Consider the following 25,607-nt stretch of genomic DNA (forward strand, 5'->3'; position numbering starts at 1 on the left):
AAGAACGTCCCCTGGTGGATCGCTGGGGGGTAAATGGCGGCCGGGTTGCCCCGTGATCCGGTCTGTTCAGAAATTTACGGGTATAACAGGGAGTTAACAATGAAAGTTAAAACCACTTTGATGGCAAGCGCCATTGTTGCCGTGGCCGGAGGCGCCATGGCCGAGGAGATGACGATTGTCTCGTGGGGCGGCGCCTATTCCAAGTCACAGCTGAAGGCGTATCACGAGCCCTATTCTGAAAAGAGCGGCATCACTATCCTTAACGATGACAGCTCGGCCGAAGCGGTTGCCAAGCTGCGGGCAATGAACGAAGCGGGCAACATCACCTGGGACGTAGTGGATGTTGTTGCTGCGGACGCAATTCGTCTGTGTGACGAAGGTCTGGCGATGGAGATCGACCCCGACACCATGCTGGCCCCGGCGCCCGACGGCACCTCGGCTGCCGATGATTTCGGTGACCTGCTGGTCAGCGAGTGCTTTATCCCGCAGATCGTGTATTCGACTACATTCGGCTATCGTACAGACCTGGTAGGTGACACACCTCCGACCGATGTCTGCGCCGTATTTGATCTGGAGGCCTATCCGGGCAAGCGTTCACTGGAAAAGCGCGCCATCAACAACATGGAATGGGCGCTGATCTGTGACGGCGTCGCCAAAGATGACGTTTATGACGTTCTGGCGACTCCTGAAGGTCAGGATCAGGCGTTGGCGAAACTGGGAACCATCAAGGACAACGTCGTCTGGTGGTCCGCGGGTGCCGACACGCCGCAGCTTCTGGCCGATGGCGAGATCATCATGGGCTCGACCTATAACGGCCGTCTGTTCAGCGTGATCGAAGAGCAGAAGCAGCCCGTTGCCATGCTGTGGGACGCGCAGATCTTTGACCTGGACGGCTGGATCATCCCCGCCGGTCTGAGCGAAGAGCGTCAGCAGCGTGCGCTGGACTACATCATGTTCGCAACGGACACGCAGCGTCTGGCAGATCAGGCCAAGTACATCTCGTACGGTCCAGCCCGTGCCTCGTCGGCTCCGCTGGTTGGTCAGCATGCCGAGCTTGGCATCGATATGGCACCTCACATGCCGACCGATCCGGAAAACGCCAAGAACACGTTCCTGTATAACTACGAGTTCTGGGCGGATTACCGCGATGACATCGAAGCGAAATTCCAGGCTTGGCTTGCGAAATAATCGTTTGATTTCATGAAACAGTCGGGGGCGGTGCGCCGCCCCCAGACCCAAGCAGAGTCAAGGGGCACAAATGACTGACGCAAGCCAAAATGCGGGGCCGATGCTGGCAGCGGACGGAACGCCGCTCAAGCAATCGCTGGCACGTTCACTGCGGCGGCAGAAATTACGAGCATTGATGCTCGTCGCTCCGCTTCTGCTATTTGTCATGTTTTCCTTTATCGTGCCGATTGCTTCAATGCTGTTCCGCTCGGTTGAAAACAGCATGGTTTCAGAGACCCTCCCGCTTACTGTGGAAGCCCTGCAAAGCTGGGACGCCCAAAGCGGTGAGCTTCCGGACGAAGCAGTATACGACGCATTTGTTCGCGACATGGTCGTTGCCGTTGATAGCAAAACCCACACCCGCCTTGGCTCGCGTCTGAACTACGAAGAGACTGGCATGTCTTCTTTGTTCCGCCGCTCTGGCCGGAAAATGGGCAAGCTTGACCCTGAAACCGATGGACCGTTCAAGGAACAGATCATAGAGATTCACGAGGGCTGGGGCGATCCTAAGACATGGGCAGTGATCAAGACCCATTCGCCAACGGTTACCAATGGTTATTTCCTGAACGCGGTCGATATGCGCCGCACGCCCGAAGGCGCGCAGTCGCAGCCTGAAGACAAGCAGATTCTGATCAAGCTGTTTGGCCGCACATTGTTCATGTCGCTGGTGATCACCGGGGCCTGTATCCTGCTGGCATACCCGGTCAGCTACCTTTTGGCGACTTTGCCAATGCGTGTGTCAAACCTGCTGATGATCCTTGTCCTCTTGCCTTTCTGGACCTCACTTCTGGTGCGCACCTCGGCGTGGAAAGTGATGTTGCAACAGCAGGGCGTGATTAATGAAACATTGGTCTGGCTTGGACTCGTGGCCGATGATGCACGACTGGTGATCATCAATAACCAGATCGGCACGATCATTGCGATGACGCATATCCTGCTGCCGTTCATGATCCTGCCGATGTATTCAGTGATGCAGACAATCCCGGTGACTTACACGCGGGCGGCGAAATCCATGGGCGCGACCAACTGGACGACCTTCTGGCGTATCTACTTCCCACAATCCATTCCGGGTATCGGAGCGGGCTCGATCCTCGTGTTCATTCTTTCGATCGGTTACTACATCACGCCTGAAATCGTTGGCGGCACAAAAGGTGTCTTCATCTCGAACCGGATTGCCTATCACATCTCGTCCTCGCTGAACTGGGGGCTGGCTGCGGCCTTGGGTACAATCCTGCTGGGTGTCGTCATGCTGCTCTACTGGGTCTACGACAAGATCGTGGGCATTGATAATGTGAAGTTGGGATAATCGACATGGCTGCACTTACACCGATATCCCGCAAACCGCTCTCCATGGTTCTGCCCAGTGTCGCCTTGGCGGGTGCCTTCGCCGGCGTCTTTGTCGGCGCGGGCAACGGCTCGATCCTTTTGGGCATTCTGGGTGGCGCAGCTCTGATCGCCGCGCTGGCCTGGGTCTACATCAACGTTCTGAAGAACGAAAAACTGGCGCGCTGGATCAATATCCTGGGTTTCGGCATCATCGGTTTCCTGTTGTCAGGTCCGATGGGTGGCATTCTGGGCCTGTTGGGCGGTTGGTTTTTTATCTTCTTTATCTATTGGCTCTATGAAGGCCGGTATCGCCGTAAACTGCTCAGCTATCTGACGCCAAAACAGGTATTCTATCACTATCTGTTCCGGGTTATCTGCGGTGCGATCTTCGTGTTCCTGATCACCCCGATCCTTGTGGTTCTGCCGCTGTCGTTCAACGCGCAGGACTTCTTTACCTTCACCCCTGAGATGCTGAGTCTGGACCCCGAAGGGTATTCGCTGAAGCATTACCGCGATTTCTTCACCAACAATGAATGGCAGCGCAGCTTCAAGAACTCGCTGATCATCGCGCCGATTGCGACGATCATCTCGGTCTCGCTGGGCACGTTGGCGGCCATCGGCCTCAGCCAGAGCCACGTACCCGGCCGCCGCGTCATCATGGGCGTCCTGATCTCGCCGATGATCGTGCCGTTGATCATCTCGGCCACCGGCATGTTCTTCTTCTACAGCGATATCGGTCGCTTCATGGAAGGCACGCTGGGCATGAACAAGAACTTCGTGGGCTATGTGAAAGTTGTCCTTGCCCACGCCGTTCTGGGCATCCCCTTCGTCATCATCACCGTGACTGCGACGCTGGTGGGCTTTGATCGCTCTCTGACGCGGGCGGCGGCGAATATGGGCGCGGGCCCGGTGCGGACGTTTTTCAAGATTCAGATGCCCCTGATCCTGCCGGGCGTGATCTCGGGCGGCCTCTTCGCCTTTATTACCTCGTTCGATGAGGTGGTTGTTGTGCTGTTCGTTGGCTCTGCCAGCCAGAAGACACTTCCATGGCAGATGTTCACCGGCCTGCGCGAACAGATCAGCCCGACCATTCTGGCAGTAGCGACCATCCTTGTGGTGATCTCGATTGCGCTGTTGACCACGGTAGAACTGCTGCGGAGGCGGTCTGAACGCATGCGGGGACTCAGTCCCGCTTGACGCGACTCACAAGGTGATTTAGCGATTTCACCATGCACCCCGGTCACGATGGCGTCGTGACATCTAGGCGGGTGCATGGCTCTCGGTTCCCGAGGCCGCTTGTCCTGAACGCCGGGACTTGTGGCCGGGCTTTGCCTGTCCGGCATCGAGGAGAGACCAAGATGAATGATCTAAACAATCGCCCCGAATTCTTTACCTGCCACAACGGTGACAAGGCGCCTTTGCCCTTTAGTAAGGCAGAATATGCACGCCGTCTGGCCAGCTTGCGCGCCACGATGGCCGCCCGCGATATTCCAGCAGTTCTGCTGACTTCCATGCAAAACATCGCCTATTACTCAGGCTTCTTGTATTGCTCGTTCGGGCGTCCCTACGGTTGCGTTGTCACTCAGGACAAATGCACCACCGTGTCGGCCAATATCGACGCCGGCCAGCCTTGGCGTCGCTCGGTTGAAGACAACGTGATCTATACCGACTGGAAGCGGAACAATTACTGGCGCGCGGTGGCTGATCTGATTGGATCAGCCGGTCGGGTCGGGATCGAAGGCGATCACATGACACTGGCAATGCGCGACACCGCACTGGATATGCTGGGCCAACCTGAACTGGTTGATATCGCACCCGACACAATGGCCGCACGCATGGTGAAATCCGCCGAAGAGATCGCGCTTATCAAAGGCGGCGCACACACAGCAGATGTGGGCGGCGCAGCCATTCACGCGGCGATCCGCGAAGGCGCGAACGAGATCGATATCGCCATGGCCGGCCGTGACGCGATGGAGGCCGAGATTGCTCGTGCTTATCCAGAAGCCGAGTACCGCGACACCTGGGTCTGGTTCCAATCCGGCCTGAACACTGATGGCGCACATAACCCGGTCACCAAGCGGGCGCTGCAAAAGGGCGATATCCTGTCGTTGAACACATTCCCGATGATCTCGGGCTATTACACTGCGCTGGAACGCACCTTGTTTTTGGGCGAACCCGACGCTGACAGCCTGCGCATCTGGAAGGCAAACGTCGCCGCGCATGAGTTGGGGCTGAGCCTGATCAAACCGGGCGCGACCTGCTCGGGGATCACGGCTGAGATCAACCGTTTCTTCGCCGACGAAGGCCTGCTGCAATACCGGTCCTTTGGCTATGGCCATTCCTTCGGCATACTCAGCCATTACTACGGTCGTGAAGCGGGTCTTGAACTGCGCGAGGATATCGACACGGTTTTGGAACCCGGCATGGTCGTGTCCATCGAGCCGATGCTGTGGATTCCTGAAGGACAGCCCGGTGCCGGTGGCTATCGTGAGCATGACATTCTAGTGGTCGAAGAGGCCGGTGCCGAGAACATCACCGGCTTCCCCTATGGGCCAGAACACAACACGATCAGCGCCTGATCACATGGGCAGGAAGGGCGATCAGCCCTTCTTGCCCCGTTCGTGAAAGATGAAGCCGATAAAGTTCAGCAGCACCTGTGCCGCCAGAATCTGCGTGCTTTCGGTTGGGTCGTAACTTGGGGCGACTTCAACAAGGTCGATCCCGACCACGTCACCGCGTTTCGCCAGCCCCTGAAGAATTTCCAGCACATCGTAATACAAAAACCCGCCATGGCTGGGCGTACCCGTACCAGGTGCGATTGAGGGGCAAAACGCGTCGATATCAATCGTAACGTAATACCGCGCGCCCTCGGGGATGCGTTCAACCACGCCCTCGGTGCCCAGTTTGCGCACCTGTCGTACGGACAAGATGTCCGAGCCGCGAGCGCGGGCATCCTCATACCCTTCCTTGGCGGTTGATGACACGTTTCGAATGCCCAGCTGGGTCATGCCCGAGACGTACGGCTTTTCAATCGCCCGCCGCATCGGATTGCCGTGGCCAGCAGTGACGCCATGACGCTCGTCAACGAAATCCAGATGCGCGTCGATCTGGACCACATGGATCGGACCGTTCTGCGCGCAATCTGAGGCAAAGGCGTTGATGCAGGGGATATTCACCGAATGATCGCCGCCGATGGTGACGGGCAGGGCGCCTGCGGACAGAATACGTTCGACGCCGTATTGAATATTGGCGTGGCTCTCATCTGTCTTGGTGTGGATAATATCGGCATCCCCAATATCGACCATCCGCACCGATCCATCCAGATAAGTGGCGTCATCCTCATGGTCATAGGCCCCGGCATGGCCAAAGCTGAACAGGGTTGAGGCCTCGCGTACAGCACGGGGCCCAAAGCGCGCGCCGGACCTCCATTGAGTGCCAAAGTCGAAAGGCGCCCCCATGACTGCGACATCCGCGTCGATATTGTCCCAATCCTCGACATACGGCGCTTTGCCGAAGGTCGAAATGCCGACGAAAGGCAGATTAAGCCGCCCACCGCTATACCCATGTGATGACATGGCGAGTTTCCCGTTTCTTGCTGTTCAACGGCAGCTTAGACAGGAATTCAAAGCTGCGATAGGTGGGGGCTGTGGGCTTGATTATCCGATTGTGCGAAGTGTATCTGGTGCAGCCATTATAAAGGAACAGCCGTGGGCCATCATGAACTGCCACCGGGAACGGGTGTCTACTATATCAATCTGGATCGGGTACCCGAGCGGCGCAACTTTATGGAGGCGCAGTTCGCCCATACCGGGCTGATCGGGGCCGCGCGTTTCAGTGCGACCGACGCGCAACAAGAAGGCGCACTGGATGGTCACGGCTATGTTGCCGGTTCCGGCAGCCGCTGGGGTCTGAAACAAAGTGAAGTCGCTTGTTTCGAAAGCCATCGCGCCGTTTGGAAGCGTGCCGTTCAGCAAGACCTGAAGGCTGTTGCGATCTTTGAAGACGATGTCGAAATGTCGACCCAAGCTGGCGGTGTGATTGCCAGATTGCTCGAAGCAGGGTCAGGGTTCGACTTCCTAAAGCTGGACTATTCCCCCCGGGTGCTGCGGTTTGGGCCAGAACTACAGATTTCCGGCGTACCGGTTCGCCCGATGCTGGAAATGGCACCCAGCGCGGCCGCATATATCCTGTCGCAGGCGGCCTGCCGTAAATTGCTGATGTGGTCCGAGAAATACTCGGATCACCTGGATGATTTCGTATCTATCCCCCGCCCGGATTGGCAAATGTATCAGTGTTTTCCAGCAGTCGGCGTTCAAATGATCTGGTCGAAACAGCAAGATCAGGCTGAAGATTCCGTGAAAGTCAGTGAACGTTCACAAAACAGAAAGACCAATAGCGGTCTGGATAAGGGACCCCTGTGGTTTCGCATTCGTCGCGAATTGCAGGCCGCGAAACGCAAGTTGTATTGGCGCCAGAGAGGCGAAGCCCGATTGCTTGAAAGCGGGGGGTATGTCGGATTTATCCCCTGTGCCGAAGACCTGAGGGTTTAGTTTAGATCATGAGCTGATCACGTCTTTCCAACCAAGCAAAAATAGTAATTCTCGATAAGCGTTAACAAAACTGTCAATTTGATATAAACTTCCAGTGTTGTTGGTGTTTTTCCGGTTTGGGGTTGGTGTGGGTCAGACAATCTATGAGCATTATGGCGGTTTCAAAACGATCAGTCGGATCGTAATGACTTTTTACGAAATGGCACTGGAGTCTGATCAGATCGGTGACCATTTCGAAGATATCGACATGCCAAGGCTGATTGATCACCAGACCAAGTTCGTATCGTCTCTGATCGGTGGTCCGACATCATTTAGCGATGATCGAATTGAAGCGGTTCACAGAAATCTGAACATCTCGCACGCAGATTTTGACGAAATGGCAGATCTGTTTGGTGAAGCGCTGGCGTTACATGGAATGGAAGATCGGCACGTAAAGATTGCCTTGGGAGCGATCGAATCCAAACGCGCAATTATTGTTACGCGCGATGCGGCATGAGTATTCTTGCGATCAATGAACAACTGCTGCGCGCGATCGGTGTTGGTGTCGCAGTGGTTCGGGCGTCAGATCTTACATTCGTATTCTGCAACGGCCCTTTTCAGGAATGGTTTGGCCCTCCGGCTAATGGACAGACATTGTTGGATATTTTTCCTGACCTTGATGCGCGTGAACTTGAAGACGTAAAGCAATCGGGGCTCAGATACTCGGTCGAATTGCAGATCAAGCCGAAACGCAGGACATTGGTTTTCGCAACGGCAGTTTCTCTGGCAAACGGTCTTTCGGAACAGGTTCTGGTCATCGAGTTTCAGAACATCACCAAAATCCGCGAACTTGAAAGCATGATTGACAGCTACTCGACCATGGTCGAACGCAACACGCGCGAGTTGGAGCGTGAGAAAGAGCGGGTTGAAAGGCTGTTGCTGAACCTGATGCCGCGCGCTGTTTATGAAGAATTCAAGACATTCGGTGTGGTCACGCCGCAGCTTTACGATCAGGTGTCAGTTGTGATGCTGGACTTTGTGGGGTTCACGGATTTTGCCGCCAAGACGGACCCGACGGTTACCCTAAGCGAGTTGAATGACATCTTTACTGCCTTTGACCGGATTGTCGAACAGTTCGGATGTGAGCGGATCAAGACTATTGGCGATGCTTATCTTGCGGTGTCAGGCATGCCGGATGCTACGCCAGATCATGCGACTGCTGCTGCCCATTGTGCGGTCAGGTTCCTTCGCTATCTTGAGCGGAGAAATGAAAGCCATCCGCACAAGTGGCAGGCACGTGTGGGGCTGGGTATGGGGCCAGCGGTGGGATCTGTGGTTGGTATTCAGAAATATGTCTATGATGTATTCGGACCCGCCGTGAACATCGCTTCCCGGCTGCAAGTCTTTGCAAACCCAATGAACATTGTTGCGCCTGAAGAAATGAAATACGCCCTGATTGACGAGTTTCAGGTCTCTGATATCGGGCGTGTGGACATCAAGGGCATGGGTGAGATGGATCTGATTAATGTCACATCCGGTCTCAGCATTCCGCAACGGAAACCGGTGTTCTGACGGCCTTATTCGTCCGGAGGCACCAGCCCTAGTCCCCGTAGATATATACCGATCCCCGTTTCCAAAAGATCTTCGGGCGGGAAGGGTGCGGTGGCGCCGGTGTTACGGGCAAACAATTCGACTACACCGTGACTCAGCGCCCAGATATGTGCGCTGAACATTGAAGCTGGCGGACGTTTTTCCGGCGGAATATGTTGCGACAGATCGGCTGCAGCTTTCTCCAGAACATCTCTGGCCCGGTTTGCAGCTAGGGCAAGTTCTGGGGTGCGGTTGACAGAAATCCCACTTTCGAACATCGCGATATAGTGGCCAGGATTCTTGCGCGCAAAGGCCAGATAGGCGCGCCCGGTTGCTTCGAATGCAGCCAGCGCCGAAGGCTGGCCTTTGTCATAAGCGAATTGAATTAGATCGGCGAACATCTCGAACCCCTGACGCGCCGCCTCGGCGATCAGGTCCTCGCGCCCGTGATAGTGGCGATAAACAGCTGCAGGCGTGACGCCTGCCGCTTTTGCAGCCTCTGACAGGGTGAACCCGGTCGGACCCTTTTCCTCGATCAGGGACAGAGCTGCGTCGATCAGAGCCTGTTTCAGGTTGCCGTGGTGATACCCGCGTTTTGTCATCCCTGATTCAGACGCCTTTTTTGTTCAATTCTCGAAGAACTAAGACATAAACCGGTAGCACGTATTCGTCCAATCTTTGTGATGATATTGGCCGGCAAGAAAGATCAGGCATCCCAGATATCTGGCCCGCCACATAACTTGGTGTCGATATCGCCAATCGCATTTTTGTCCTTTTCATCATAGTCCAGCGCATGAAGCACGGTTTGGATTGCTGCCAGCCTTGCCCGTTTCTTGTCGTCGGAACGAACTATGGTCCAGGGGCAGGCTTCGCTGTGACTGCGTGTAAGGGTTTCGGAAATCGAAGCAGAGTATTCATCCCATTTGTCCAAACCAGCGATATCGATTGGGCTTAGTTTCCAGTGTTTCAATGGGTCCGTTTCGCGCGCAAGAAACCGGTTCAACTGCTCGGCCCGTCCGACGTTCAACCAGAACTTGAACAAGCGGATACCATCGTCACACAGGCCGGTCTCTAACGGCAGAACCTGTCGGAAGAAGCGTTCACGCTGTTCTGTGTTGCAGAACCCAAACACATTTTCCACCACGCCGCGGTTATACCAGCTGCGGTCAAAGAACACGATTTCTCCGGCTGCGGGCAGATGTGGGATATAGCGCTGAAAATACCATTGGCTGCGCTCTTGATCCGATGGCTTGCTGAGCGCAACGTTCCGGGCCCCACGCGGGTTCAGGTTCTCACGGAACCGCTTGATTGTCCCGCCTTTTCCAGCGGCATCGCGGCCTTCGAAGATAACAGCGACACGCTGGCCAGTTTCCTTCACCCAAAGCTGCATTTTCACAAGCTCGATCTGCAGGGACTGCATTTGTTTCTCATACGCCTTACGCTTCATGCGTTCGTCATAGGGGTATGTAGGGTTCAGAATGTCATCCTTATCGGCCTCTTTGATCTCGTTCCGGACTTCTTCTGGTGCACGTTTTTTGTAATATTCCTCGATGGTGCCTTTGCCAGTTCGTGTCATGAGTCACCTCGCGATAAAATCCATATCTTACTATGGATTAGCCTCGGAATTAACGCAAACCCGCCCGCTGAGCAGCCCGGATGATTGCGGTCGCTACTTCGGGTGCGGCAACGATCTGTGGCATATGGCCAATTCCCGGCAATTCAATCAGTTCAGCGCCGGGGATTTGGTCGATCAGGGGTTCCGCATGCCATTCCAACCCGACCGTTGTGTCGGCGGTGCCATGCACAACCTCGGTCGGGACCGAAATATTCTTATAGCGCGGCTGCAGCGCACGAACTTCGTCCAACAGATTGGCGCGTTGCATTGCGTTGGCATGCATCGAAGCCGGGCGCATGGTCAGCCCGGGGCCGAAATGTTCGGCATAGCCTTCGGGTGCAGTTTGGGGGGAAAAGACACCGTCTAGGGCCTGCTCGACATACCAATCGGGGACAAAGGCGTTGATCAACGGCAGCACAAGCGCGTTTCCGGGCTTGGTCGCGGCCATTCGGTTGAAACCATCCAGCGGCGTTTCCCAAGGGATCGCGGCGGGGGCAATCAACACCAGCGCCGAGATGTGTTCGGGCTGTGTAACCGCCCAGGCCAGCGACACCGACCCGCCATAGCTTTGCCCTGCAACAATGGGTTTGTCCGCGCCCAGCTTGACAGCTGCACGGCGTAGGATTTCGGCTTGTTCTTCAAGGGTTTCTCCGTCCGGATTGAAGCTGTCGGAATACCCCAGTCCGGGCCGGTCAAAAACAATGACACGGAAATCTTCTGCCAGAATTGGTGCGAGGGCAAAAGTCATGTCCCGAGTGTTGCCACTGGACCCGTGGATCAGCACGACATCGGGCCCGTGCCCCATGACTACGGCATGAACGCTGACTCCATCGACGTCGATCAGCTGACCCTCGGGTGGGAAACTGGCCTCGGCTACAGCTTCGTTCCGTGACACGCGCCAAGTTGTTACGGTGGCCAGGCCTGCAATCAACAGGGCAAGAGCTATGATGGTTTTAAGAACCAATTTGATCCATATCGAACGGTGTTGTCTGATAGATTTCGTTAATCCAGTTGCCATAGAGCAGGTGCGCATGGCTGCGCCATCTGTTCTGAGGCCGGCACGAGGGGTCGTCGTCTGGATAGTAGTTCATCGGCACGTTTATCGGTGTGCCGTTGTCGATATCGCGATCATATTCCTGCTTGAGCGTATCACTGTCATATTCAAAGTGGTTGAAGATATAGATCGCACGATGGTCCTTATCTTCGACTAAGCAGGGGCCTGCCTCATCACTTCCCAACAGGGTGGTCAGGCCGGTAGCGTTGTCGATTTCGGCCTGCTTCATCTCGGTCCACCGGCTGACCGGGATGACGCAATCATCGGAAAACCCGCGCAGAAACGGTGAGGAGGGGGCCAGATTGCGGTGCCGGAAACATCCGAAAGCCTTGGCGTCCAACATATGTTTACGCACCCCATGGAAATGGTTGATCATCGCCATTCCGCCCCAGCACACGCCAAAGGTCGAATGGACATTTGTCTGGGTCCAGTCAAATACTTCGCTGATCTCTTCCCAATAGGTGACATCCTCGAATTCAAGATGTTCGATCGGGGCGCCGGTGATGATCAGGCCGTCAAATTTTTGGTCCCTTACCTCCTGAAACGGGCGGTAGAACTCGGCCATATGCTCGGCTGCGGTGTTTTTGGTCCGATGTTCGGTCATACGGATCAGCGATAGGTCGATCTGCAGTGGGGTTGCACCGATGAGGCGAGCGAACTGGTTTTCGGTCTGAATCTTCTTGGGCATCAGATTCAGCAACCCGATCCGAAGGGGGCGAATATCCTGACGCATTGCCTGATCCTCGGACATGACCATGACGCCCTCATTGGTGAGAACGTCATATGCAGGCAGGTCAGAGGGAATCTTGATCGGCATCGGATGCAAGCCTTTGGTTTGAGAGTGTAAGTGCCGTAGTTAATCGCGCTTTGGCCGGGTCTCAAGTGCACGTTCGATCAACTCATCGAAATCACCGTCGTCGCGAATACTGTGCATGTCGCTGGCAGCGATCGTCAGACCCCAGTTGTCGGCCATTGCCCTGTATCTCGGTTGCCGGTGCGCAAGAGCTTTGGCATAGGTCCAGCGAATGAATGCGTTGGGATCGACCTGTTCGGCGGAACAGCCTTGTTGGGTCAGATATTCGTCCCAGACACGTGTCAGGAATTCGGGCTGATAAGACATGGGCTTGGGCGCACGGTCAAAGCGCCTGATCAGCTCGGACGTGTGGTCGTCATCACCTTTGATCCAAATCATCAGCGTGTGGCGCGACAGCTCAGTCAGGACCTGATCGCGCGGATCGTCGGGATCAACCCATTCGCAGATCGAACCGCCAGTATCGCAAATGAAATGCGGGTATTGGTACAATCTCTGCGCCCGATCCACGAAATACTCGGTATCCAGCAGAGCGTGAATTTCTGCCAAACGGAATTGTTCCTGACGGCGTTTATATTCGGTCAGCTCCATGCCGCCCTGTGCCGGGTTGCCCGGTTTTCCCAGATAGGCGGCGACAGGGGTCAAGTTCTCGAACGAGATATTTGATCCGATGTAAATGGAATCAGACAACAGCAGGTCACGTAGGAAAGGGACCTTCATGGCCTCGGCTTTGGCGTTGTCGATGATATACTCGCCCATGTATCGCGTGCCGATCCGGTAATCGACCGAATAGTGGAACCAGTCCCCGGAATCGCGCAGAACGTTGGACACATAGGTCTTTCCCAGGCCTGACATGCCAAAAAACAGCACCTTTTTGCGCGCGGCTTCCCGCCAGTCTTTTGCCGAGTTGTAGATCATTGTCCACTATCCCTTTTCCGACCTTGCTAAAACGGGTGGGAGGCGGCGTCAATCGCGCGTGCGCGGTTGTTTAGAACCAACAGTCTTGGGCACAGGTTTCGTTATGCCAGAATGGGAGTAGATATCTGTTCCTTGCCACGCAGGACCGCATCATCTCAATTCGTGATCATGCGGATCTATGCAAAAAAGGCTCCGCCGGAGGGCGGAGCCTTGTGAACAGTTTTGCCGCTGATCAGTTCAGAGAGTAGGTCAACTGAAGGCCGACGCTCCAGGCAGAGTTGCCGCTGAATTCACCACCCGTGGTGGTTGTCGCATCGCCAATGTCCGTATAACGGACACCGCCCGAGATCTGAGCATTTTCCACGGTGTAAGTACCGCCTACGCCAATGCTCCAGAAACCGTCAGTCGGCCCCAAGTTTGATACTTCGGTACCATTCGACTTTTCGTAAGATGTGGATATCGCGCCAGAAAAAGCTTCTGAGAACTGATATCCCATTCCAAGAGTATAGGTGAATGTGTCGTCGTCAAAGTCGACGAGGTTGTCCCCAACGATCCCGACATAGGCGGCAGGTGCCACTACTGTCTGAGGCCAGTCAACCCAGCGGATCGATCCGAACACCAGCGTTTTTGGGGCAACCCCGGTCTGGAAATCCAGGTTGATGGATTGCGGTGTCTCGACCCTGGTCGTGTCATCGATTGTTTGCAACCCGGCGGGGACGGGCGGCACTACGTTGAACGACTCGGTCGACGACAGATCGTGAGTGATCTTGGAGTTGTAGACCAGCGAAACCCGAGCTGCGATTTCAGGTTTTTCCCAGGCAACCCCGACGAGATAACCAAAGTCAGTATCGGCGTCCGCGTCAAATTCGTATCCGGCTGCTGCCGGTACAACGACTTTTGCGCTAGCACGTTGCGCGCGAATACCGCCAATGGCGCTGAAGCCACCGTCAAGCTTGTAGCGCAGCAATGCGGTGAGGGAGTCGACATCAGCGCTGGCCCTCAGAATCCCGCTGCGTCCTCCAAACGCTGCAGTTGGATTCTGCGACAGGGGATAGTCGGCGGAATACCCAATATCCGCACCGAATGGTTCATCATAGATCAGCGCAAAGTCCAGTTTGTCAGTAAATGAACGTTTGTAAGCCAGGCCCGGTGAGAAGAAAGCATTCGACACATCACCTGATTCTACGCCATTTTGTTCACCGCTTACGTCGGGTGATGCATATCCAAGACGAAGCTGGACCACGGATCCCTCTTCGAAAATGATATTGATTCCCTGTCCACTACGGTCCAGACCACCGGCTTGAATGCTTGTTGCGCCCACGCACAAAGCACACGCCTGTAGAAGCGTCTTCTTCATCCATTCCTCCCAATTATATGGCTAAGTTGCGCGAATTTGTGGTGTCTGCGCACAACCGAGTTATTCTTACAGGTGGATTTCACTCGTTCAACAATAGCTGGTCAACGGGTGACTGAGCGTTACCCTTAGTGAGTGTTGCGAGAATCTGTTGCTAAACTGTTACGGTTTTCCGACTGAACATTAAGGAAGATACCCAAAAAAATGACAGCAGCCCCGACAAGCGTCCACTGATCGAGCGCCTCATGATAGAAAAGCATACCGACAATGGCGATTGTAGGAAGGCGCGCAAAATCGAATGGGATCACAACCGTAGCCGGTGCGATTGAGAGTGCATTCGTAATGCAGAAATGCGCTAATAGGCCCGCAAGTCCTACAAGCAAAAGCCAAGGCGCGGTTGCCATTGTTGGTAACGCAAGTTCTCCGTCGATCGCAGAGACTGCCAGCCCAAGACCGGCCTGCATAATGGTCAGCCAGAACATGATGCACCCGATACTTGCAGAATGCGTGAGTTTTTTGGTGGAAATTGTAGTCAAAGCGAAGAACACCGCCGACATCGCGGCGGCGACAATTCCTGCGCTTAACGGAACAGCCCCCGGTCGTGCGACTATAAGGATACCAGCAAAACCGATAAGTGCTGAAAGGACCCGCACGACTGTCAACCGCTCGGCCAGCAGCATCGGGGACAGCAGGATCACCCAGATCGGTTGCGTAAACTCAAGTGCAAAGACCTGTGCCAGTGGTGCCACGGAAACAGCGTAGAACCAGAGATTCTGACCGGTGAAATGCAGGGTATTTCGTACCCCGTGAAGGCCAATCCGTTCGGTCGATACCTGATGCCACTTTCCCGTAACCGTCAGGACAAGGCTGACCACGCACATGCCGACCAGGCTGCGATAAAACATGATTTCAAAGGTGTCATGGGTGACGCTCAGCTCACGTCCGGCCACGGCCATAGACGTAAAGGATGCGATCGCCCCGATCATCCACAGCGCGGCTTTGCCGATTTGGGGTTTGCTGCTTTCCATTGAGTTGCTCGCGCACTAGGAGTTCTACAATGTTGATTGGTAACCAAATATTTGTGACGCAGAAACAAAAAAGCCGGGCGCTGGCCCGGCTTGTTTTTATTCCCACTCGATTGTGCCCGGAGGCTTCGACGTGATGTCATAGGTGCATCGGTTGATGCCTTTGACCTCATTAATGATCCGGGTGGCGGTTTCACCCAGGAATTCATGACTGAACGGGTAATAGTCGGCGGTCATTCCGTCGACTGAGGTAACTGCCCGCAGGGCGCAGGCATAGTCGTACGTGCGGCCATCACCCATGACGCCGACGGTTCGAACCGGCAGGATCGCCACGAAGGCCTGCCAGATATCATCATAAAGCCCATGTTTGCGAATCTGGTCGATATAGATCGCATCGGCTTCGCGCAGGATATCTAGTTTTTCGCGGGTGATTTCACCGGGGCAACGGATTGCCAGACCAGGGCCGGGGAAGGGGTGGCGGCCGATAAAGCTTTGGGGCAGACCCAGCTCGCGTCCCAATGCGCGGACCTCGTCCTTGAACAGTTCGCGCAGCGGCTCGACCAGTTTCAGGCCCATTTTCTCTGGCAGACCACCAACATTGTGGTGGCTTTTGATCGTGACCGAAGGCCCGCCCGAGAACGAAACGGATTCGATCACATCAGGGTAGAGGGTACCTTGGGCCAGGAATTCCGCCCCGTCGATCGTGTCGGCATGTTTCTGGAACACGTCGATGAACAGCTTGCCAATTATCTTGCGCTTGGTTTCCGGGTCGCTTTGCCCCTCAAGCTCACCTAGGAACAGATCGCTTTCATCCGCGTGGATAAGCCGAATATTATAGTTGTCGCGGAACATGCCGACGACTTCGTCAGCCTCGTTCTTGCGCAACAGGCCGTGATCAACGAACACACAGGTCAGCTGGTCGCCAATCGCCTCGTGGATCAGGATCGCCGCGACCGAACTATCGACACCTCCGGACAGACCGCAGATCACTTGTTTATCGCCCACTTGTTCGCGGATTGTCGCGATCATCTGCTCGCGATAGGCACCCATGGTCCAATCGCCGCTGAACCCGGCGAGCTTTACAAAATTCTCATAAAGCTTGGCGCCCTTTGGTGTGTGGTGCACCTCGGGATGGAACTGAACTGCATAAAAATGGCGGGACGTGTCTGCGGTGATCGCAAACGGTGCGTTGGGCGAGGTGCCATAAACCTGAAACCCCGGCGCGATTTCACTGACATGGTCGCCGTGACTCATCCAGACCTGTTCATCGCCGTCGGTGAACCAGCCATCGAGAATATCCAGTTGGCCTTTGGGGGTCACAAAGGCGCGGCCGAACTCTGCGGTGCCATGGCCGCTTTCGACCTTGCCGCCCAACTGGTGCATCATCACTTGCTGGCCATAGCAGATACCAAGGATGGGAACGCCAATGTCAAAGATTTCCTGCGGGACCCGCGGAGACCCTTCTCGTGTCACGCTATCGGGACCGCCCGAGAAAATAACGGCCTTTGGGGCCATTTTCCGAACAAAGTCCGTCGTAACATTCTGATAAGGATGGATTTCACAATAGACATTCAGCTCGCGCAGGCGGCGCGCAATCAGTTGCGTTACCTGGCTGCCGAAGTCGATGATCAGAAGGCGGTCATGGGTGTCTTGGGTCATGGGTCTGCTACTAGGTTGCGAAGATGATAAGCGCAAGGGATTTCAAGTGGTATAGACACGCCAGTTAGTCGCGGTTAGGGCCCGCTAGTCTGGTGGTCGGTCTCGAAACGAATGACGAAGACCCGCGCGACTTTAAAAACATGTGCTGGGTTATTTGTGGCGGTTGTCCCCGACATTTTGTCGCTTTTTCCCCTATAGCGCCGTTATCCACGACTGCCATTGCGGCGGGTTCCTGTAACACACATGTAAATTCAACAACTGATACGGGATTTTCTCATGACAGAGGCAAACACCCGGCGCAGGGCGAGAGGTGGCGGTGGCGCTGCCCGCCGGGCCGAACGTACAGCGGTTCGTATCGAGACCGCAAAGTACATCGAACGCAATATTCCGAATTTCGAGGTTCTCAACGAAGAAGCGTTGCAGATCATCGAAACAAATGCGGAAACGCTTCTGGCCGAAGTCGGCGTCAATTTTGTCGACAACCCTGCGGCGCTGGAACGTTGGAAAGACGCGGGCGCCGATGTGGATGGCGAACGGGTGCGCATCCCACGCGGCCTTGCGCGCGAGTTGATCAAAACTGCGCCAAGCGAGTTCACGCAGCACGCAAGAAACCCTGAAAAGTCCGTGGTCATCGGCGGTCGCAATCTGGTTCTGGCGCCGGTCTATGGCCCTCCGTTCGTGCGTGATGCGCAAGGTGGCCGTCGCTATGCGACCATGGAAGATTTCAACAAGTTCGTGAAACTGGCTTACATGTCAAAGTGGCTGCACCACTCGGGCGGTACTGTGTGCGAACCCACAGACGTTCCGGTGAACAAGCGTCACCTGGACATGCTGATGGCGCATATGACCTTATCGGACAAGCCATTCATGGGCTCGGTCACCGATCCCAGCCGCGCTCAGGATTCGGTGGAAATGTGTGAGATCCTGTTCGGCAAAGAGTTTGTTCAGGAAAACACGGTCATGACTTCGCTGACCAACATCAACTCGCCGATGACCTTCGACGATGTGATGATGGGGTCGCTGGAAGTCTACGCCAGGAATAATCAGGCCTGCATCATCTCGCCGTTCATCGTCGGTGGTGCGATGGCGCCGGTTTCGATAGCGGGGACATTGACACAGGTTCTGGCCGAAGTTTTGGCCGGTGTCGCGTACAGTCAGATCATCCGCCCGGGAGCGCCTGCTATCTTTGGTGCTTTCGTTTCGTCGATCGACATGAACTCAGGCGCGCCAACCTTTGGCACACCCGAGGCGTCAATGGTTACCTATGGTGCGGGACAGCTGGCGCGGCGTCTGGGTCTGCCGTTCCGCTCAGCCGGGTCTTTCTGTGGCTCGAAACTGCCCGATGCGCAGGCCGCTTATGAGACCGCGAACTCGCTGAACATGGGGCTGATGGCGGGTGTGAACTTCATGCTGCATTCCTGCGGTTGGCTTGAAGGCGGCCTGGTTGCGGACTTTGAAAAGTTCGTCATGGACGCAGATCAGCTTGGCGTTCTGCACGGTCTGGCCAAAGGTGTCGCCTATGATGAAAACGCCCAGGCCATGGACGCAATCCGCGAGGTCGGCCCGGGTGGCCACTATCTGGGATGTGCCCATACGCAGGCAAACTTCAAAGAGGCGTTCTGGAAGTCCGACCTGCTGGACTACAAACCTTACGAAACCTGGGAAGACGAGGGCGCGCGCGATACGCGTCAGTTGGCCTCGTCTCGGGTCGAGCATTTGATTGCCAACTACAAGCAACCGGAACTCGACCCGGGAATTCACAGCGCTTTGACCGAATATGTTGAAAAGAAAAAGGCCTCTATGCCGGACGCTTTCAGCTGATAACTGAAAACTGTGAGGCGCGGCTGGCTTTGTACAGCTGCGCCTCACCCAATAGCGCGATCAGAAGGTCCAAATGACGGACCAGCGAATAGCCTGCATCTTCTGCCAGTCTCTGCGCGTTAACCTCTCGTTCAATATCCATCAAACGCATCAGCGCCGCACCCGACCCAGGTAGCGATCCGTACCCAAGTATGCGTTGCAGGTGGCGGTCCCGATCATAGTCCTGCGCGCCGTGTTTGGCTGCCCGCGCCAATAGGCGGGGGCGGCGAAGGGCGGAAATCATGGTCATCAGGTCCTGCATCTTTGGGCTCCACTTGTCGGATTAATGTTGCCCAATTTGTTACACAACCTAAGCGGGTGTTGCCTTAATCGGGTTCTCCCCGAACTCTCGCTTCATGAGTGTTTATGAATTTGAATGAAATCTGGTCATCACCTCCGGCAGTTAACGAACGAGTAACGAAAGCGACTCTAGTTAGAATTGGTTAACAAAGTCACCGGGGGCGATAGAGAACAGATTGTTTCGTCGATGAGGGCACAGAACTATGGAAAACAACATGGCTTTCACCATTCCGGCTTGGGTACCTGAGGGGGCACAGCGATACCTGGCCCACACAGAAACCGGCCAGTCGATCCGCGATATTGCGCGATCTGCGGGGTGCCATGCTTCGACCATTCTTAGACAAATCCGCCGAATTGAGATGCGTCGTGACGATCCATTGGTGGATGCGGCTTTGCAGTCGTTGGCCGAAGAACATTTTTCGGTCAATGATGCTTCTGATCGCACGGTTTCAGCGTTCAGTCATAATTCACACGTCGAAAAAGAAGAATTCAACCACGAGGCCCTAAGGGTACTGCGCAGACTGTGTGAGACCGGTTCGGTCCTGGCTGTCGCTGAAGAAATGAACAAAGCAGTGGTGGTGCGCGATACCGGCGAAGCCGCTGCGACCAGAACTGCAGTGGTTGATTGCAGGATCGCACAGGCGTTGGCGTTGAAGGATTGGATTTCCTGCGACAACCCAGGCCGGATATCGCGCTACCGGATTACCAGCGCGGGCCGCACGGCACTGAGCCAGTTAATGGCCGATTTCGAGAACCAGGCAAGGTCTCGCAACGAACATGGAATGGCAGAAGCGCCTTCTTCGTTTCATGGGGCGCCCTCTCACGCGACGACAAACCGCGCCCATCCAGAACGTCCCAGAAGAATGCGCTATAGCGCCGCAGAAAGCCCGCTGATCGCCCTGGCAAGGCGTCGGGATCGGGATGGAAAGCCGTTTTTAGATGAAGCACTTGTCGGGGCAGGAGAGCGCCTGCGCGAGGATTTTGAACTGGCTCAGATCGGACCTCAGGTTGCACAGAACTGGGACCATTTCCTGACTGCCGGTGGGCGCGGAAGTTTTGGAAGCGGCGACACTGGCAACCGGGGTTCTTCAGAAGCGCGCGACCGCGTAGAGCGTGCATTGTCTGACCTTGGACCGGGGCTGAGCGACGTGGCTTTGCGCTGCTGTTGCTATCTGGAAGGGTTGGAATTGGCGGAAAAGCGAATGGGGTGGTCAGCGCGGTCCGGCAAAATCGTTTTGCGTATCGCATTACAGCGCCTGAAACGTCATTACCAGGATCAGGAAGAGCGCAGCCGTATGATCGGATAACGCTTTGATCGGTTTTGGTTGCGGTTTCAGGGTGGAGTGATAGCTAGGGGTTATGAACTTTACCCTTCGACAGCTCCTATACTTTAACGCTGTTGCGCAACAGCGCAACTTTGGGCGGGCGGCACAGATGTGTAACGTTTCGCAACCGGCATTATCGGTTCAGATCAAGGCGTTAGAAGAAACCCTCGGTGGTGCCCTGTTCGAGCGTAAGGCCCGTGACATATTGCTTACCCCTTTGGGGCGGGATGTGCTCGAATATGCGCGTCAGATACTTGGTGCCTCGGACAGGCTCGACCAATTTGCCAAGGATCACTCAAGCGGGCATCGGTCTTTGTCGATCGGAATAATCCCGACGATTGCGCCCTATGTTCTGCCAGGTGTTCTGGCGGGGTTAAGGGCGGCCGATGTTTCTTTGAGAGTGCAGATACGCGAAGCGCGGACAGAGCGCCTGTTGACGATGCTGCGCGCTGGTGAGATCGACGCAGGTGTGGTCGCGCTGCCCTCCGGGGGAAGCGAATTGTTCGAATTTCCCTTGTTCGAGGATCGGTTCTTATTGGCTGGAAGTTCGGCACGGTTGCGCAATTTTTCCAGCGATACAGAGCGTTTGCGCCCTTTGGACCTTCAAAATGCACAGCTTATGCTACTGGATGATGGGCACTGCCTGACGGATCAGGCCCTGGAGGTTTGTGGTCAGGACCGCAGCAGCGGTCTGATTAACATGGGTGCCTCGTCTTTGGCGACATTATCCCGTTTGGTTGCCGAAGGGTTTGGATTGACGCTCATGCCAGAGCTTGCCGCCCGTTCCGAATCCGACGCGGTACCGGGTCTTAAGCTGATGCGATTTGCCTCGCCGCAGCCGGCAAGGACAGTGGGGCTAGTTCGTCGATCTTCTACCTCGCAGGAAGATTGGTTCGAAAGCCTGGCGGATACCATTCGCACCGTCGGCGAGAGCATTGTCACGCAAACGCGCTAGTCACAAAAAAGCCCGCCTGAAGCGGGCTTTTCTGTTGAGGACGAACTCAGGCCAGTTCCGGCTCTTTGACTTCGTTTAGATGTTTCATCAGGTTTTCCGGTGACGAAACGCCATAGGGGTCCTCGGGGCAGTTATCCATCAGTCCGGGCTCTTCAAACCAGGCTTCTACGATGCCGTCATTGATGATGGCCGCATAGCGCCAGGACCGCATGCCAAAGCCTAGATTATCTTTGTCGACCAACATGCCCATTTTACGTGTGAATTCGCCTGAGCCATCAGGGATGACTTTGACGTTTTTCAGGCCTTGATCCTGTGCCCATTTGTTCATGACAAAGCTGTCATTCACGGACATGCAATAGATCTCGTCCACACCTGCGGCTTTGAAATCTGCGTGGCCGTTTTCAAAACCGGGCAACTGATAGGTCGAACATGTCGGGGTGAATGCGCCAGGCAGTGAGAACAGAATCACGCGCTTTCCTGCGAAATAGTCCGCCGTGGTCTTGTCTTCCCAGCGGAAGGGGTTTGGTCCTTCGACAGAGGCGTCTCGGACGCGGGTGTGAAAGGTCACTTCGGGCAGTTTGGTGCCAGACTTCATGATCGAACTCCTGTGAATCACGTACGGTTTTCGTGGAATTAAAAGGATTCCAAATCCGCTTCAATGGCGGATGTTCCAGGTGCGTCAGAATTTACCTGACAACGCGTAAGTTGCAGTTAATAATAGGAAATTATTTAGAATTTTGGCCCTGAGACGTCAAAGTCTTTCACCCTGATGCATAGCGGCTATGCATGGGTGGTGTAATAGCAGAGGTCAGTTTATGTTATGGGTAAACCGAATTGACCCAAAGTCAGAAAGACAGGCCGTGCGCGATCTGAACATTCCCGAACAAAGACACCCAGAAAAGGCTCATCGGCCCGACAATTCGCAGCCGAAAAAGCCCAGTTGGATTCGCGTCAAAGCACCCGGTGGTCAGGGTTATGCCGACACGCGCAAGATCATGCGTGACAACAATCTGGTTACGGTCTGCGAAGAAGCCGGATGCCCCAATGTCGGTGAATGTTGGAGCCAGGGCCACGCGACCATGATGATCATGGGCGAGATTTGTACCCGCGGCTGTACCTTTTGCAACATCGCCACCGGTCGCCCGGATTCGCTGGATGCGTTTGAACCTGGTCGCGTTGCTCATGCGGTTGAAAAGCTGGGGTTGAACCATGTGGTCATCACCTCTGTCGACCGCGATGACCTTGCAGATGGCGGGGCAGAGCACTTTGCGCAGACCATTCGCGCCGTGCGTCACCGGTCTCCGGGTACGACGATCGAAATTCTGACGCCCGACTTTCTGAAATGCGATCCGTCCGTTCTAGAAGTTGTCGTTGAGGCAAAGCCAGACGTCTTTAACCATAATCTTGAAACGGTGCCTGGCCTCTATCCCGAAGTGCGACCGGGCGCGCGGTATTTCCACTCTTTGCGTCTATTGCAGCGCGTGAAAGAGCTGGACCCGTCGGTCTTTACCAAATCCGGGATCATGGTCGGTTTGGGTGAGGATGGTCAGCAGGTCCGGCAGGTCATGGATGATATGCGCGCCGCTGAAATTGATTTCCTGACCATCGGTCAGTATCTGCAGCCCACGCCCAAACACCACGGAGTCGATCGGTTCGTAACGCCGGAAGAATTCGCATCCTATGAAAAGGCAGCTTATGGCAAAGGGTTCCTGATGGTATCGGCCACACCTTTGACCCGGTCGTCTTATCACGCCGGAGACGATTTTGCCCGGCTGCGTGAGGCACGCCGGAAAAAGCTGGAACAGGGGTGACACCCGAAGCGCATGCGCGGCTGACACGCCTGCGCCACGACCTGCATCAATATCCCGAACTATCCGGGCACGAGCGTGAGACCGCTGCCCGCATAACAGATCTTTTGCGGGGGTTCGGTGCGGACCATGTGCTTACCGGACTGGGAGGGCATGGCGTTGCCGCGGTTTTTGACAGTGGGCAGGCTGGGCCAACCGTTGGTATCCGGTGCGAATTGGATGGGCTGCCGATTCAAGAACTTGGTACGCACCTATATGTGTCGAAGGTTCCGGGCAAAGGGCATCTGTGTGGCCATGATGGGCACATGGCGATGGTGCTTGGCGTTGCGGAAGACCTGGCGCGTCACCGACCCCAAAAGGGTCGGGTGGTTTTGATCTTTCAACCGGCTGAAGAAACCGGGCAGGGCGCCATCGCCTTTCGCGCGGACCCTCAATTCGCGAAGATCGCGCCGGACTACGTGTTCTCTCTGCACAACCTGCCGGGGTTGGAACTTGGCGCTGTCGAGTTGTGTCAGAGTTCGGCTAACTGCGCCTCGCGCGGGATGAAAATCATCCTGACCGGCAAGACGTCCCATGCGGCTGCGCCTCAGGATGGGATTTCCCCGGCTGAGGCGATGTCCGAACTGGTTTCGAAGCTGGCGAGTTTAGGCGCAGGCGGCGCGTTGGATGCCGATTTTGCGCTGACAACTGTGACGCATGCCCGTTTGGGAGAGCCGACTTTCGGCGTCGCTCCGGGACAGGCCGAGATCTGGGTAACCTTGCGCACCGTTTCAGATGCCCGGATGCAGACGCTGATGACCGAGGCCGAGGCACTGGCGCGCCGCGCCGCATCCGCCGACAGTCTGGAGGTAGAGATCACCGATGACGATGTCTTCGAGGCCTGCGTCAATCACAGCGACGCGGTGAGCATCATCGCAACGGCCTGCGCCGAACGTGGAGTACCGTGCCATTCAACAAAGACGCCGCAAAAGTTCTCAGAAGATTTCGGGCAATTTGGGAAAGGCGCGAAAACGGCCATGTTCTGGCTGGGGTCGGGGCAGGATCATCCGCAATTGCATAACCCTGACTATGATTTCCCAGACGCACTTATCCCGGTAGGAGTAGACGTATTTGTTGCCGCAATTCGATCACTTAATGGCTGAAACTTCAGTTTACGAGATCGCTCACTATTCCAACGGCATCAATGACTGTCTTAGTGTCATCAGATATCGACAGGATTTCGTCATCCACGCGGATATATCGCTGACCGGCGGGTAGGGGCTTCAACTTCCAGCCGTCCAGGTCATCAAGATAGTCAAAATTCAGATCGTTAGGGAGTTTCTGACCTCGCGTATAACGCTTGATCTGTCCGGGCGGTACACCAACGCCATTATTGGTCTTTATCGACTTTTCGATTTTCGACTTGTCTGAACTTTTCCCTTTGCCCTTGTTGTCTTTTGCGTCCGCAAGACCAACCGTTGCGGCGACTGCGCAAGTCGCCAGAAGCCCAATAGACATTACTTTCATAAGCAGAATCCTCCCAAGATGATCGGAGGGTAATCTGTTGTTGAGGGCGTTGTCCAATGGTATTCAATTAAGTGAATGCAAAGGTGCGCAGCAACTTTGACTATTGGAATCTGGGTCTATTTTTACCCTTCTCAGTCTTCGATAAAACGAACCTTACCAATAAATGGCAAGTTGCGATTGCGCTGTGCGTAGTCGATCCCGTAACCCACAACAAACTCATCAGGAATTTCAAACCCGATCCAGTCCGAACGGAAATCGACTTCGCGCCGGCTGGGCTTGTCCAGTAGTGCGATCGAGCGAAGTTTTCCAGGATCGCGGCTTTGCAGCAGATGAGTAACGTGGTTCAGCGTGTGCCCGGTGTCGACGATATCCTCGACCACAAGAACGTCGCGACCCTCAATAGCGCCGCGCAGGTCTTTTAGAATGCGGACTTCCCGGCTGCTTTCCATCGCATCCCCGTAGGATGACGCCTCAAGGAAATCCACTTCGATGGGCAAGTCCAATTCGCGCACCAGATCGGCGATAAAGACAAAGCTGCCACGCAGCAAGCCGACAACGACCAGCTTGTCGGTCCCGTCGAATTCGGCAGTGATTTCGCGGCAAAGTTCTTCGATCCTGGCGGCAATGGCCTTTGCCGAGATCATCTCATCAATCACATATCCGCGCTGGCTCATCGCTGCCCCCTTGATCTTTGGCGCGCAACATACGACATGACGCGCCATTGTCACCTGCAAAAACCGGACGC

Annotated in this window: 25 protein-coding genes; 12 read left to right on the forward strand and 13 right to left on the reverse strand. The window is 55.3% G+C overall.

The genetic code is table 11. The annotated features are described in order from the left end of the window. Positions 1–99 precede the first annotated feature (99 nt). From AC2FH8_RS01510 to AC2FH8_RS01525, 4 genes are all read left to right on the forward strand, one after another. The gene (locus AC2FH8_RS01510; RefSeq protein ID WP_142634172.1) at positions 100–1,188 is read left to right on the forward strand and encodes an extracellular solute-binding protein; all 1,089 of its coding nucleotides are present in this window, start codon (positions 100–102) and stop codon (positions 1,186–1,188) included. A 70-nt stretch (positions 1,189–1,258) separates the two neighbouring features. After that, positions 1,259–2,533, forward strand: a complete 1,275-nt coding sequence (locus AC2FH8_RS01515) for an ABC transporter permease (RefSeq protein ID WP_281994706.1) — start codon at positions 1,259–1,261, stop codon at positions 2,531–2,533. Between the two features lie 5 nt (positions 2,534–2,538). Further along, positions 2,539–3,750, forward strand: coding sequence for an ABC transporter permease (locus AC2FH8_RS01520; RefSeq protein WP_281994705.1), 1,212 nt, complete (start codon positions 2,539–2,541; stop codon positions 3,748–3,750). A 161-nt stretch (positions 3,751–3,911) separates the two neighbouring features. Next, positions 3,912–5,132 (forward strand): aminopeptidase P family protein, encoded by a 1,221-nt coding sequence (locus AC2FH8_RS01525; protein WP_496687834.1) that lies wholly within the window; start codon positions 3,912–3,914, stop codon positions 5,130–5,132. Positions 5,133–5,153: 21 nt separating this feature from the next. Here the strand turns inward: AC2FH8_RS01525 and speB are convergent, their stop codons facing one another. After that, entirely contained in the window at positions 5,154–6,128 is a 975-nt protein-coding gene (gene speB, locus AC2FH8_RS01530) for an agmatinase (protein ID WP_281994703.1), read from the reverse strand. Positions 6,129–6,260: 132 nt separating this feature from the next. On the opposite strand from speB, the gene AC2FH8_RS01535 reads away from it, so the two are divergent. From AC2FH8_RS01535 to AC2FH8_RS01545, 3 genes are all read left to right on the forward strand, one after another. Then, a complete protein-coding gene (locus AC2FH8_RS01535) occupies positions 6,261–7,103 on the forward strand; it encodes a glycosyltransferase family 25 protein (RefSeq protein WP_281972190.1) in 843 nt (280 codons plus the stop codon). A gap of 103 nt (positions 7,104–7,206) precedes the next feature. Beyond that, positions 7,207–7,599, forward strand: coding sequence for a group I truncated hemoglobin (locus AC2FH8_RS01540; protein ID WP_496677803.1), 393 nt, complete (start codon positions 7,207–7,209; stop codon positions 7,597–7,599). After that, positions 7,596–8,654: an adenylate/guanylate cyclase domain-containing protein gene (locus tag AC2FH8_RS01545; RefSeq protein WP_271946800.1), complete on the forward strand. Its 1,059-nt coding sequence runs from the start codon at positions 7,596–7,598 to the stop codon at positions 8,652–8,654. The genes AC2FH8_RS01540 and AC2FH8_RS01545 overlap by 4 nt, the downstream gene beginning before the upstream one ends. Before the next feature lie 5 nt (positions 8,655–8,659). Here AC2FH8_RS01545 and AC2FH8_RS01550 read toward each other — a convergent pair whose 3' ends face one another. The 8 genes from AC2FH8_RS01550 to guaA all read right to left on the reverse strand — a co-directional run bounded on the left by AC2FH8_RS01550 (position 8,660) and on the right by guaA (position 17,108). After that, on the reverse strand, positions 8,660–9,274 hold the full coding sequence (locus AC2FH8_RS01550; RefSeq protein WP_142634158.1) for a TetR/AcrR family transcriptional regulator: 615 nt from the start codon (positions 9,272–9,274) through the stop codon (positions 8,660–8,662). Positions 9,275–9,378: 104 nt separating this feature from the next. Then, positions 9,379–10,248 carry a polyphosphate kinase 2 gene (gene ppk2 / locus AC2FH8_RS01555; RefSeq protein WP_496687838.1) on the reverse strand — a complete coding sequence of 290 codons (870 nt, stop codon included), beginning with the start codon at positions 10,246–10,248 and terminating at the stop codon, positions 9,379–9,381. Positions 10,249–10,297: 49 nt separating this feature from the next. Beyond that, entirely contained in the window at positions 10,298–11,182 is an 885-nt protein-coding gene (locus tag AC2FH8_RS01560) for an alpha/beta fold hydrolase (RefSeq protein WP_496687840.1), read from the reverse strand. A gap of 58 nt (positions 11,183–11,240) precedes the next feature. Next, positions 11,241–12,158, reverse strand: coding sequence for a homoserine O-acetyltransferase MetA (gene metA / locus AC2FH8_RS01565; protein WP_142634151.1), 918 nt, complete (start codon positions 12,156–12,158; stop codon positions 11,241–11,243). A gap of 39 nt (positions 12,159–12,197) precedes the next feature. Next, a complete protein-coding gene (locus AC2FH8_RS01570) occupies positions 12,198–13,070 on the reverse strand; it encodes an ATPase (RefSeq protein WP_142634149.1) in 873 nt (290 codons plus the stop codon). A 232-nt stretch (positions 13,071–13,302) separates the two neighbouring features. Continuing rightward, entirely contained in the window at positions 13,303–14,427 is a 1,125-nt protein-coding gene (locus AC2FH8_RS01575; protein WP_142634147.1) for an OmpP1/FadL family transporter, read from the reverse strand. Between the two features lie 125 nt (positions 14,428–14,552). Then, positions 14,553–15,452, reverse strand: a complete 900-nt coding sequence (locus tag AC2FH8_RS01580; protein ID WP_496687843.1) for a DMT family transporter — start codon at positions 15,450–15,452, stop codon at positions 14,553–14,555. A 96-nt stretch (positions 15,453–15,548) separates the two neighbouring features. Then, entirely contained in the window at positions 15,549–17,108 is a 1,560-nt protein-coding gene (gene guaA, locus AC2FH8_RS01585) for a glutamine-hydrolyzing GMP synthase (RefSeq protein ID WP_142634143.1), read from the reverse strand. A gap of 276 nt (positions 17,109–17,384) precedes the next feature. On the opposite strand from guaA, the gene AC2FH8_RS01590 reads away from it, so the two are divergent. Further along, positions 17,385–18,929, forward strand: coding sequence for a trimethylamine methyltransferase family protein (locus tag AC2FH8_RS01590; RefSeq protein ID WP_496687845.1), 1,545 nt, complete (start codon positions 17,385–17,387; stop codon positions 18,927–18,929). Here AC2FH8_RS01590 and AC2FH8_RS01595 read toward each other — a convergent pair. After that, positions 18,922–19,230, reverse strand: coding sequence for a DUF6477 family protein (locus tag AC2FH8_RS01595; protein WP_142634139.1), 309 nt, complete (start codon positions 19,228–19,230; stop codon positions 18,922–18,924). The genes AC2FH8_RS01590 and AC2FH8_RS01595 overlap by 8 nt on opposite strands. 241 nt (positions 19,231–19,471) lie before the next feature. Between AC2FH8_RS01595 and AC2FH8_RS01600 the strand changes: the two genes are divergently transcribed. Both AC2FH8_RS01600 and AC2FH8_RS01605 read left to right on the forward strand, forming a co-directional pair. Further along, on the forward strand, positions 19,472–20,575 hold the full coding sequence (locus tag AC2FH8_RS01600) for a DUF6456 domain-containing protein (protein ID WP_271946820.1): 1,104 nt from the start codon (positions 19,472–19,474) through the stop codon (positions 20,573–20,575). Between the two features lie 52 nt (positions 20,576–20,627). Then, positions 20,628–21,548: a hydrogen peroxide-inducible genes activator gene (locus AC2FH8_RS01605; protein ID WP_496687848.1), complete on the forward strand. Its 921-nt coding sequence runs from the start codon at positions 20,628–20,630 to the stop codon at positions 21,546–21,548. Positions 21,549–21,594: 46 nt separating this feature from the next. On the opposite strand, the gene AC2FH8_RS01610 is transcribed toward AC2FH8_RS01605, so the two are convergent. Then, positions 21,595–22,143, reverse strand: coding sequence for a peroxiredoxin (locus AC2FH8_RS01610; RefSeq protein WP_496687851.1), 549 nt, complete (start codon positions 22,141–22,143; stop codon positions 21,595–21,597). Positions 22,144–22,408: 265 nt separating this feature from the next. Between AC2FH8_RS01610 and lipA the strand changes: the two genes are divergently transcribed. Beyond that, positions 22,409–23,359, forward strand: a complete 951-nt coding sequence (gene lipA / locus AC2FH8_RS01615) for a lipoyl synthase (protein ID WP_142634131.1) — start codon at positions 22,409–22,411, stop codon at positions 23,357–23,359. Then, positions 23,356–24,498 (forward strand): amidohydrolase, encoded by a 1,143-nt coding sequence (locus AC2FH8_RS01620; RefSeq protein ID WP_496687854.1) that lies wholly within the window; start codon positions 23,356–23,358, stop codon positions 24,496–24,498. The genes lipA and AC2FH8_RS01620 overlap by 4 nt, the downstream gene beginning before the upstream one ends. Before the next feature lie 4 nt (positions 24,499–24,502). Here AC2FH8_RS01620 and AC2FH8_RS01625 read toward each other — a convergent pair whose 3' ends face one another. Together AC2FH8_RS01625 and hpt are read right to left on the reverse strand one after the other, a co-directional pair. After that, on the reverse strand, positions 24,503–24,862 hold the full coding sequence (locus AC2FH8_RS01625) for a hypothetical protein (protein ID WP_142634127.1): 360 nt from the start codon (positions 24,860–24,862) through the stop codon (positions 24,503–24,505). Positions 24,863–24,993: 131 nt separating this feature from the next. Continuing rightward, positions 24,994–25,536, reverse strand: coding sequence for a hypoxanthine phosphoribosyltransferase (gene hpt, locus AC2FH8_RS01630; RefSeq protein WP_142634125.1), 543 nt, complete (start codon positions 25,534–25,536; stop codon positions 24,994–24,996). Between the last annotated feature and the right edge of the window lie 71 nt (positions 25,537–25,607).

It is taken from the genome of Ruegeria sp. CDSC025, from assembly GCF_059610805.1.

What these genes read in the sequence shown, in the direction of transcription:
- ppk2 (WP_496687838.1), bottom strand. Translation starts at nt 10,248, where the DNA reads ATGACACGAACTGGCAAAGGCACCATCGAGGAATATTACAAAAAACGT.
- AC2FH8_RS01510 (WP_142634172.1), top strand. Translation starts at nt 100, where the DNA reads ATGAAAGTTAAAACCACTTTGATGGCAAGCGCCATTGTTGCCGTGGCC.
- AC2FH8_RS01600 (WP_271946820.1), top strand. Translation starts at nt 19,472, where the DNA reads ATGGAAAACAACATGGCTTTCACCATTCCGGCTTGGGTACCTGAGGGG.
- AC2FH8_RS01580 (WP_496687843.1), bottom strand. Translation starts at nt 15,452, where the DNA reads ATGGAAAGCAGCAAACCCCAAATCGGCAAAGCCGCGCTGTGGATGATC.
- AC2FH8_RS01575 (WP_142634147.1), bottom strand. Translation starts at nt 14,427, where the DNA reads ATGAAGAAGACGCTTCTACAGGCGTGTGCTTTGTGCGTGGGCGCAACA.
- AC2FH8_RS01625 (WP_142634127.1), bottom strand. Translation starts at nt 24,862, where the DNA reads ATGAAAGTAATGTCTATTGGGCTTCTGGCGACTTGCGCAGTCGCCGCA.
- AC2FH8_RS01590 (WP_496687845.1), top strand. Translation starts at nt 17,385, where the DNA reads ATGACAGAGGCAAACACCCGGCGCAGGGCGAGAGGTGGCGGTGGCGCT.
- AC2FH8_RS01520 (WP_281994705.1), top strand. Translation starts at nt 2,539, where the DNA reads ATGGCTGCACTTACACCGATATCCCGCAAACCGCTCTCCATGGTTCTG.
- AC2FH8_RS01515 (WP_281994706.1), top strand. Translation starts at nt 1,259, where the DNA reads ATGACTGACGCAAGCCAAAATGCGGGGCCGATGCTGGCAGCGGACGGA.
- metA (WP_142634151.1), bottom strand. Translation starts at nt 12,158, where the DNA reads ATGCCGATCAAGATTCCCTCTGACCTGCCTGCATATGACGTTCTCACC.
- AC2FH8_RS01605 (WP_496687848.1), top strand. Translation starts at nt 20,628, where the DNA reads ATGAACTTTACCCTTCGACAGCTCCTATACTTTAACGCTGTTGCGCAA.
- hpt (WP_142634125.1), bottom strand. Translation starts at nt 25,536, where the DNA reads ATGAGCCAGCGCGGATATGTGATTGATGAGATGATCTCGGCAAAGGCC.
- speB (WP_281994703.1), bottom strand. Translation starts at nt 6,128, where the DNA reads ATGTCATCACATGGGTATAGCGGTGGGCGGCTTAATCTGCCTTTCGTC.
- AC2FH8_RS01610 (WP_496687851.1), bottom strand. Translation starts at nt 22,143, where the DNA reads ATGAAGTCTGGCACCAAACTGCCCGAAGTGACCTTTCACACCCGCGTC.
- AC2FH8_RS01550 (WP_142634158.1), bottom strand. Translation starts at nt 9,274, where the DNA reads ATGACAAAACGCGGGTATCACCACGGCAACCTGAAACAGGCTCTGATC.
- AC2FH8_RS01545 (WP_271946800.1), top strand. Translation starts at nt 7,596, where the DNA reads ATGAGTATTCTTGCGATCAATGAACAACTGCTGCGCGCGATCGGTGTT.
- AC2FH8_RS01570 (WP_142634149.1), bottom strand. Translation starts at nt 13,070, where the DNA reads ATGATCTACAACTCGGCAAAAGACTGGCGGGAAGCCGCGCGCAAAAAG.
- AC2FH8_RS01595 (WP_142634139.1), bottom strand. Translation starts at nt 19,230, where the DNA reads ATGCAGGACCTGATGACCATGATTTCCGCCCTTCGCCGCCCCCGCCTA.
- AC2FH8_RS01525 (WP_496687834.1), top strand. Translation starts at nt 3,912, where the DNA reads ATGAATGATCTAAACAATCGCCCCGAATTCTTTACCTGCCACAACGGT.
- guaA (WP_142634143.1), bottom strand. Translation starts at nt 17,108, where the DNA reads ATGACCCAAGACACCCATGACCGCCTTCTGATCATCGACTTCGGCAGC.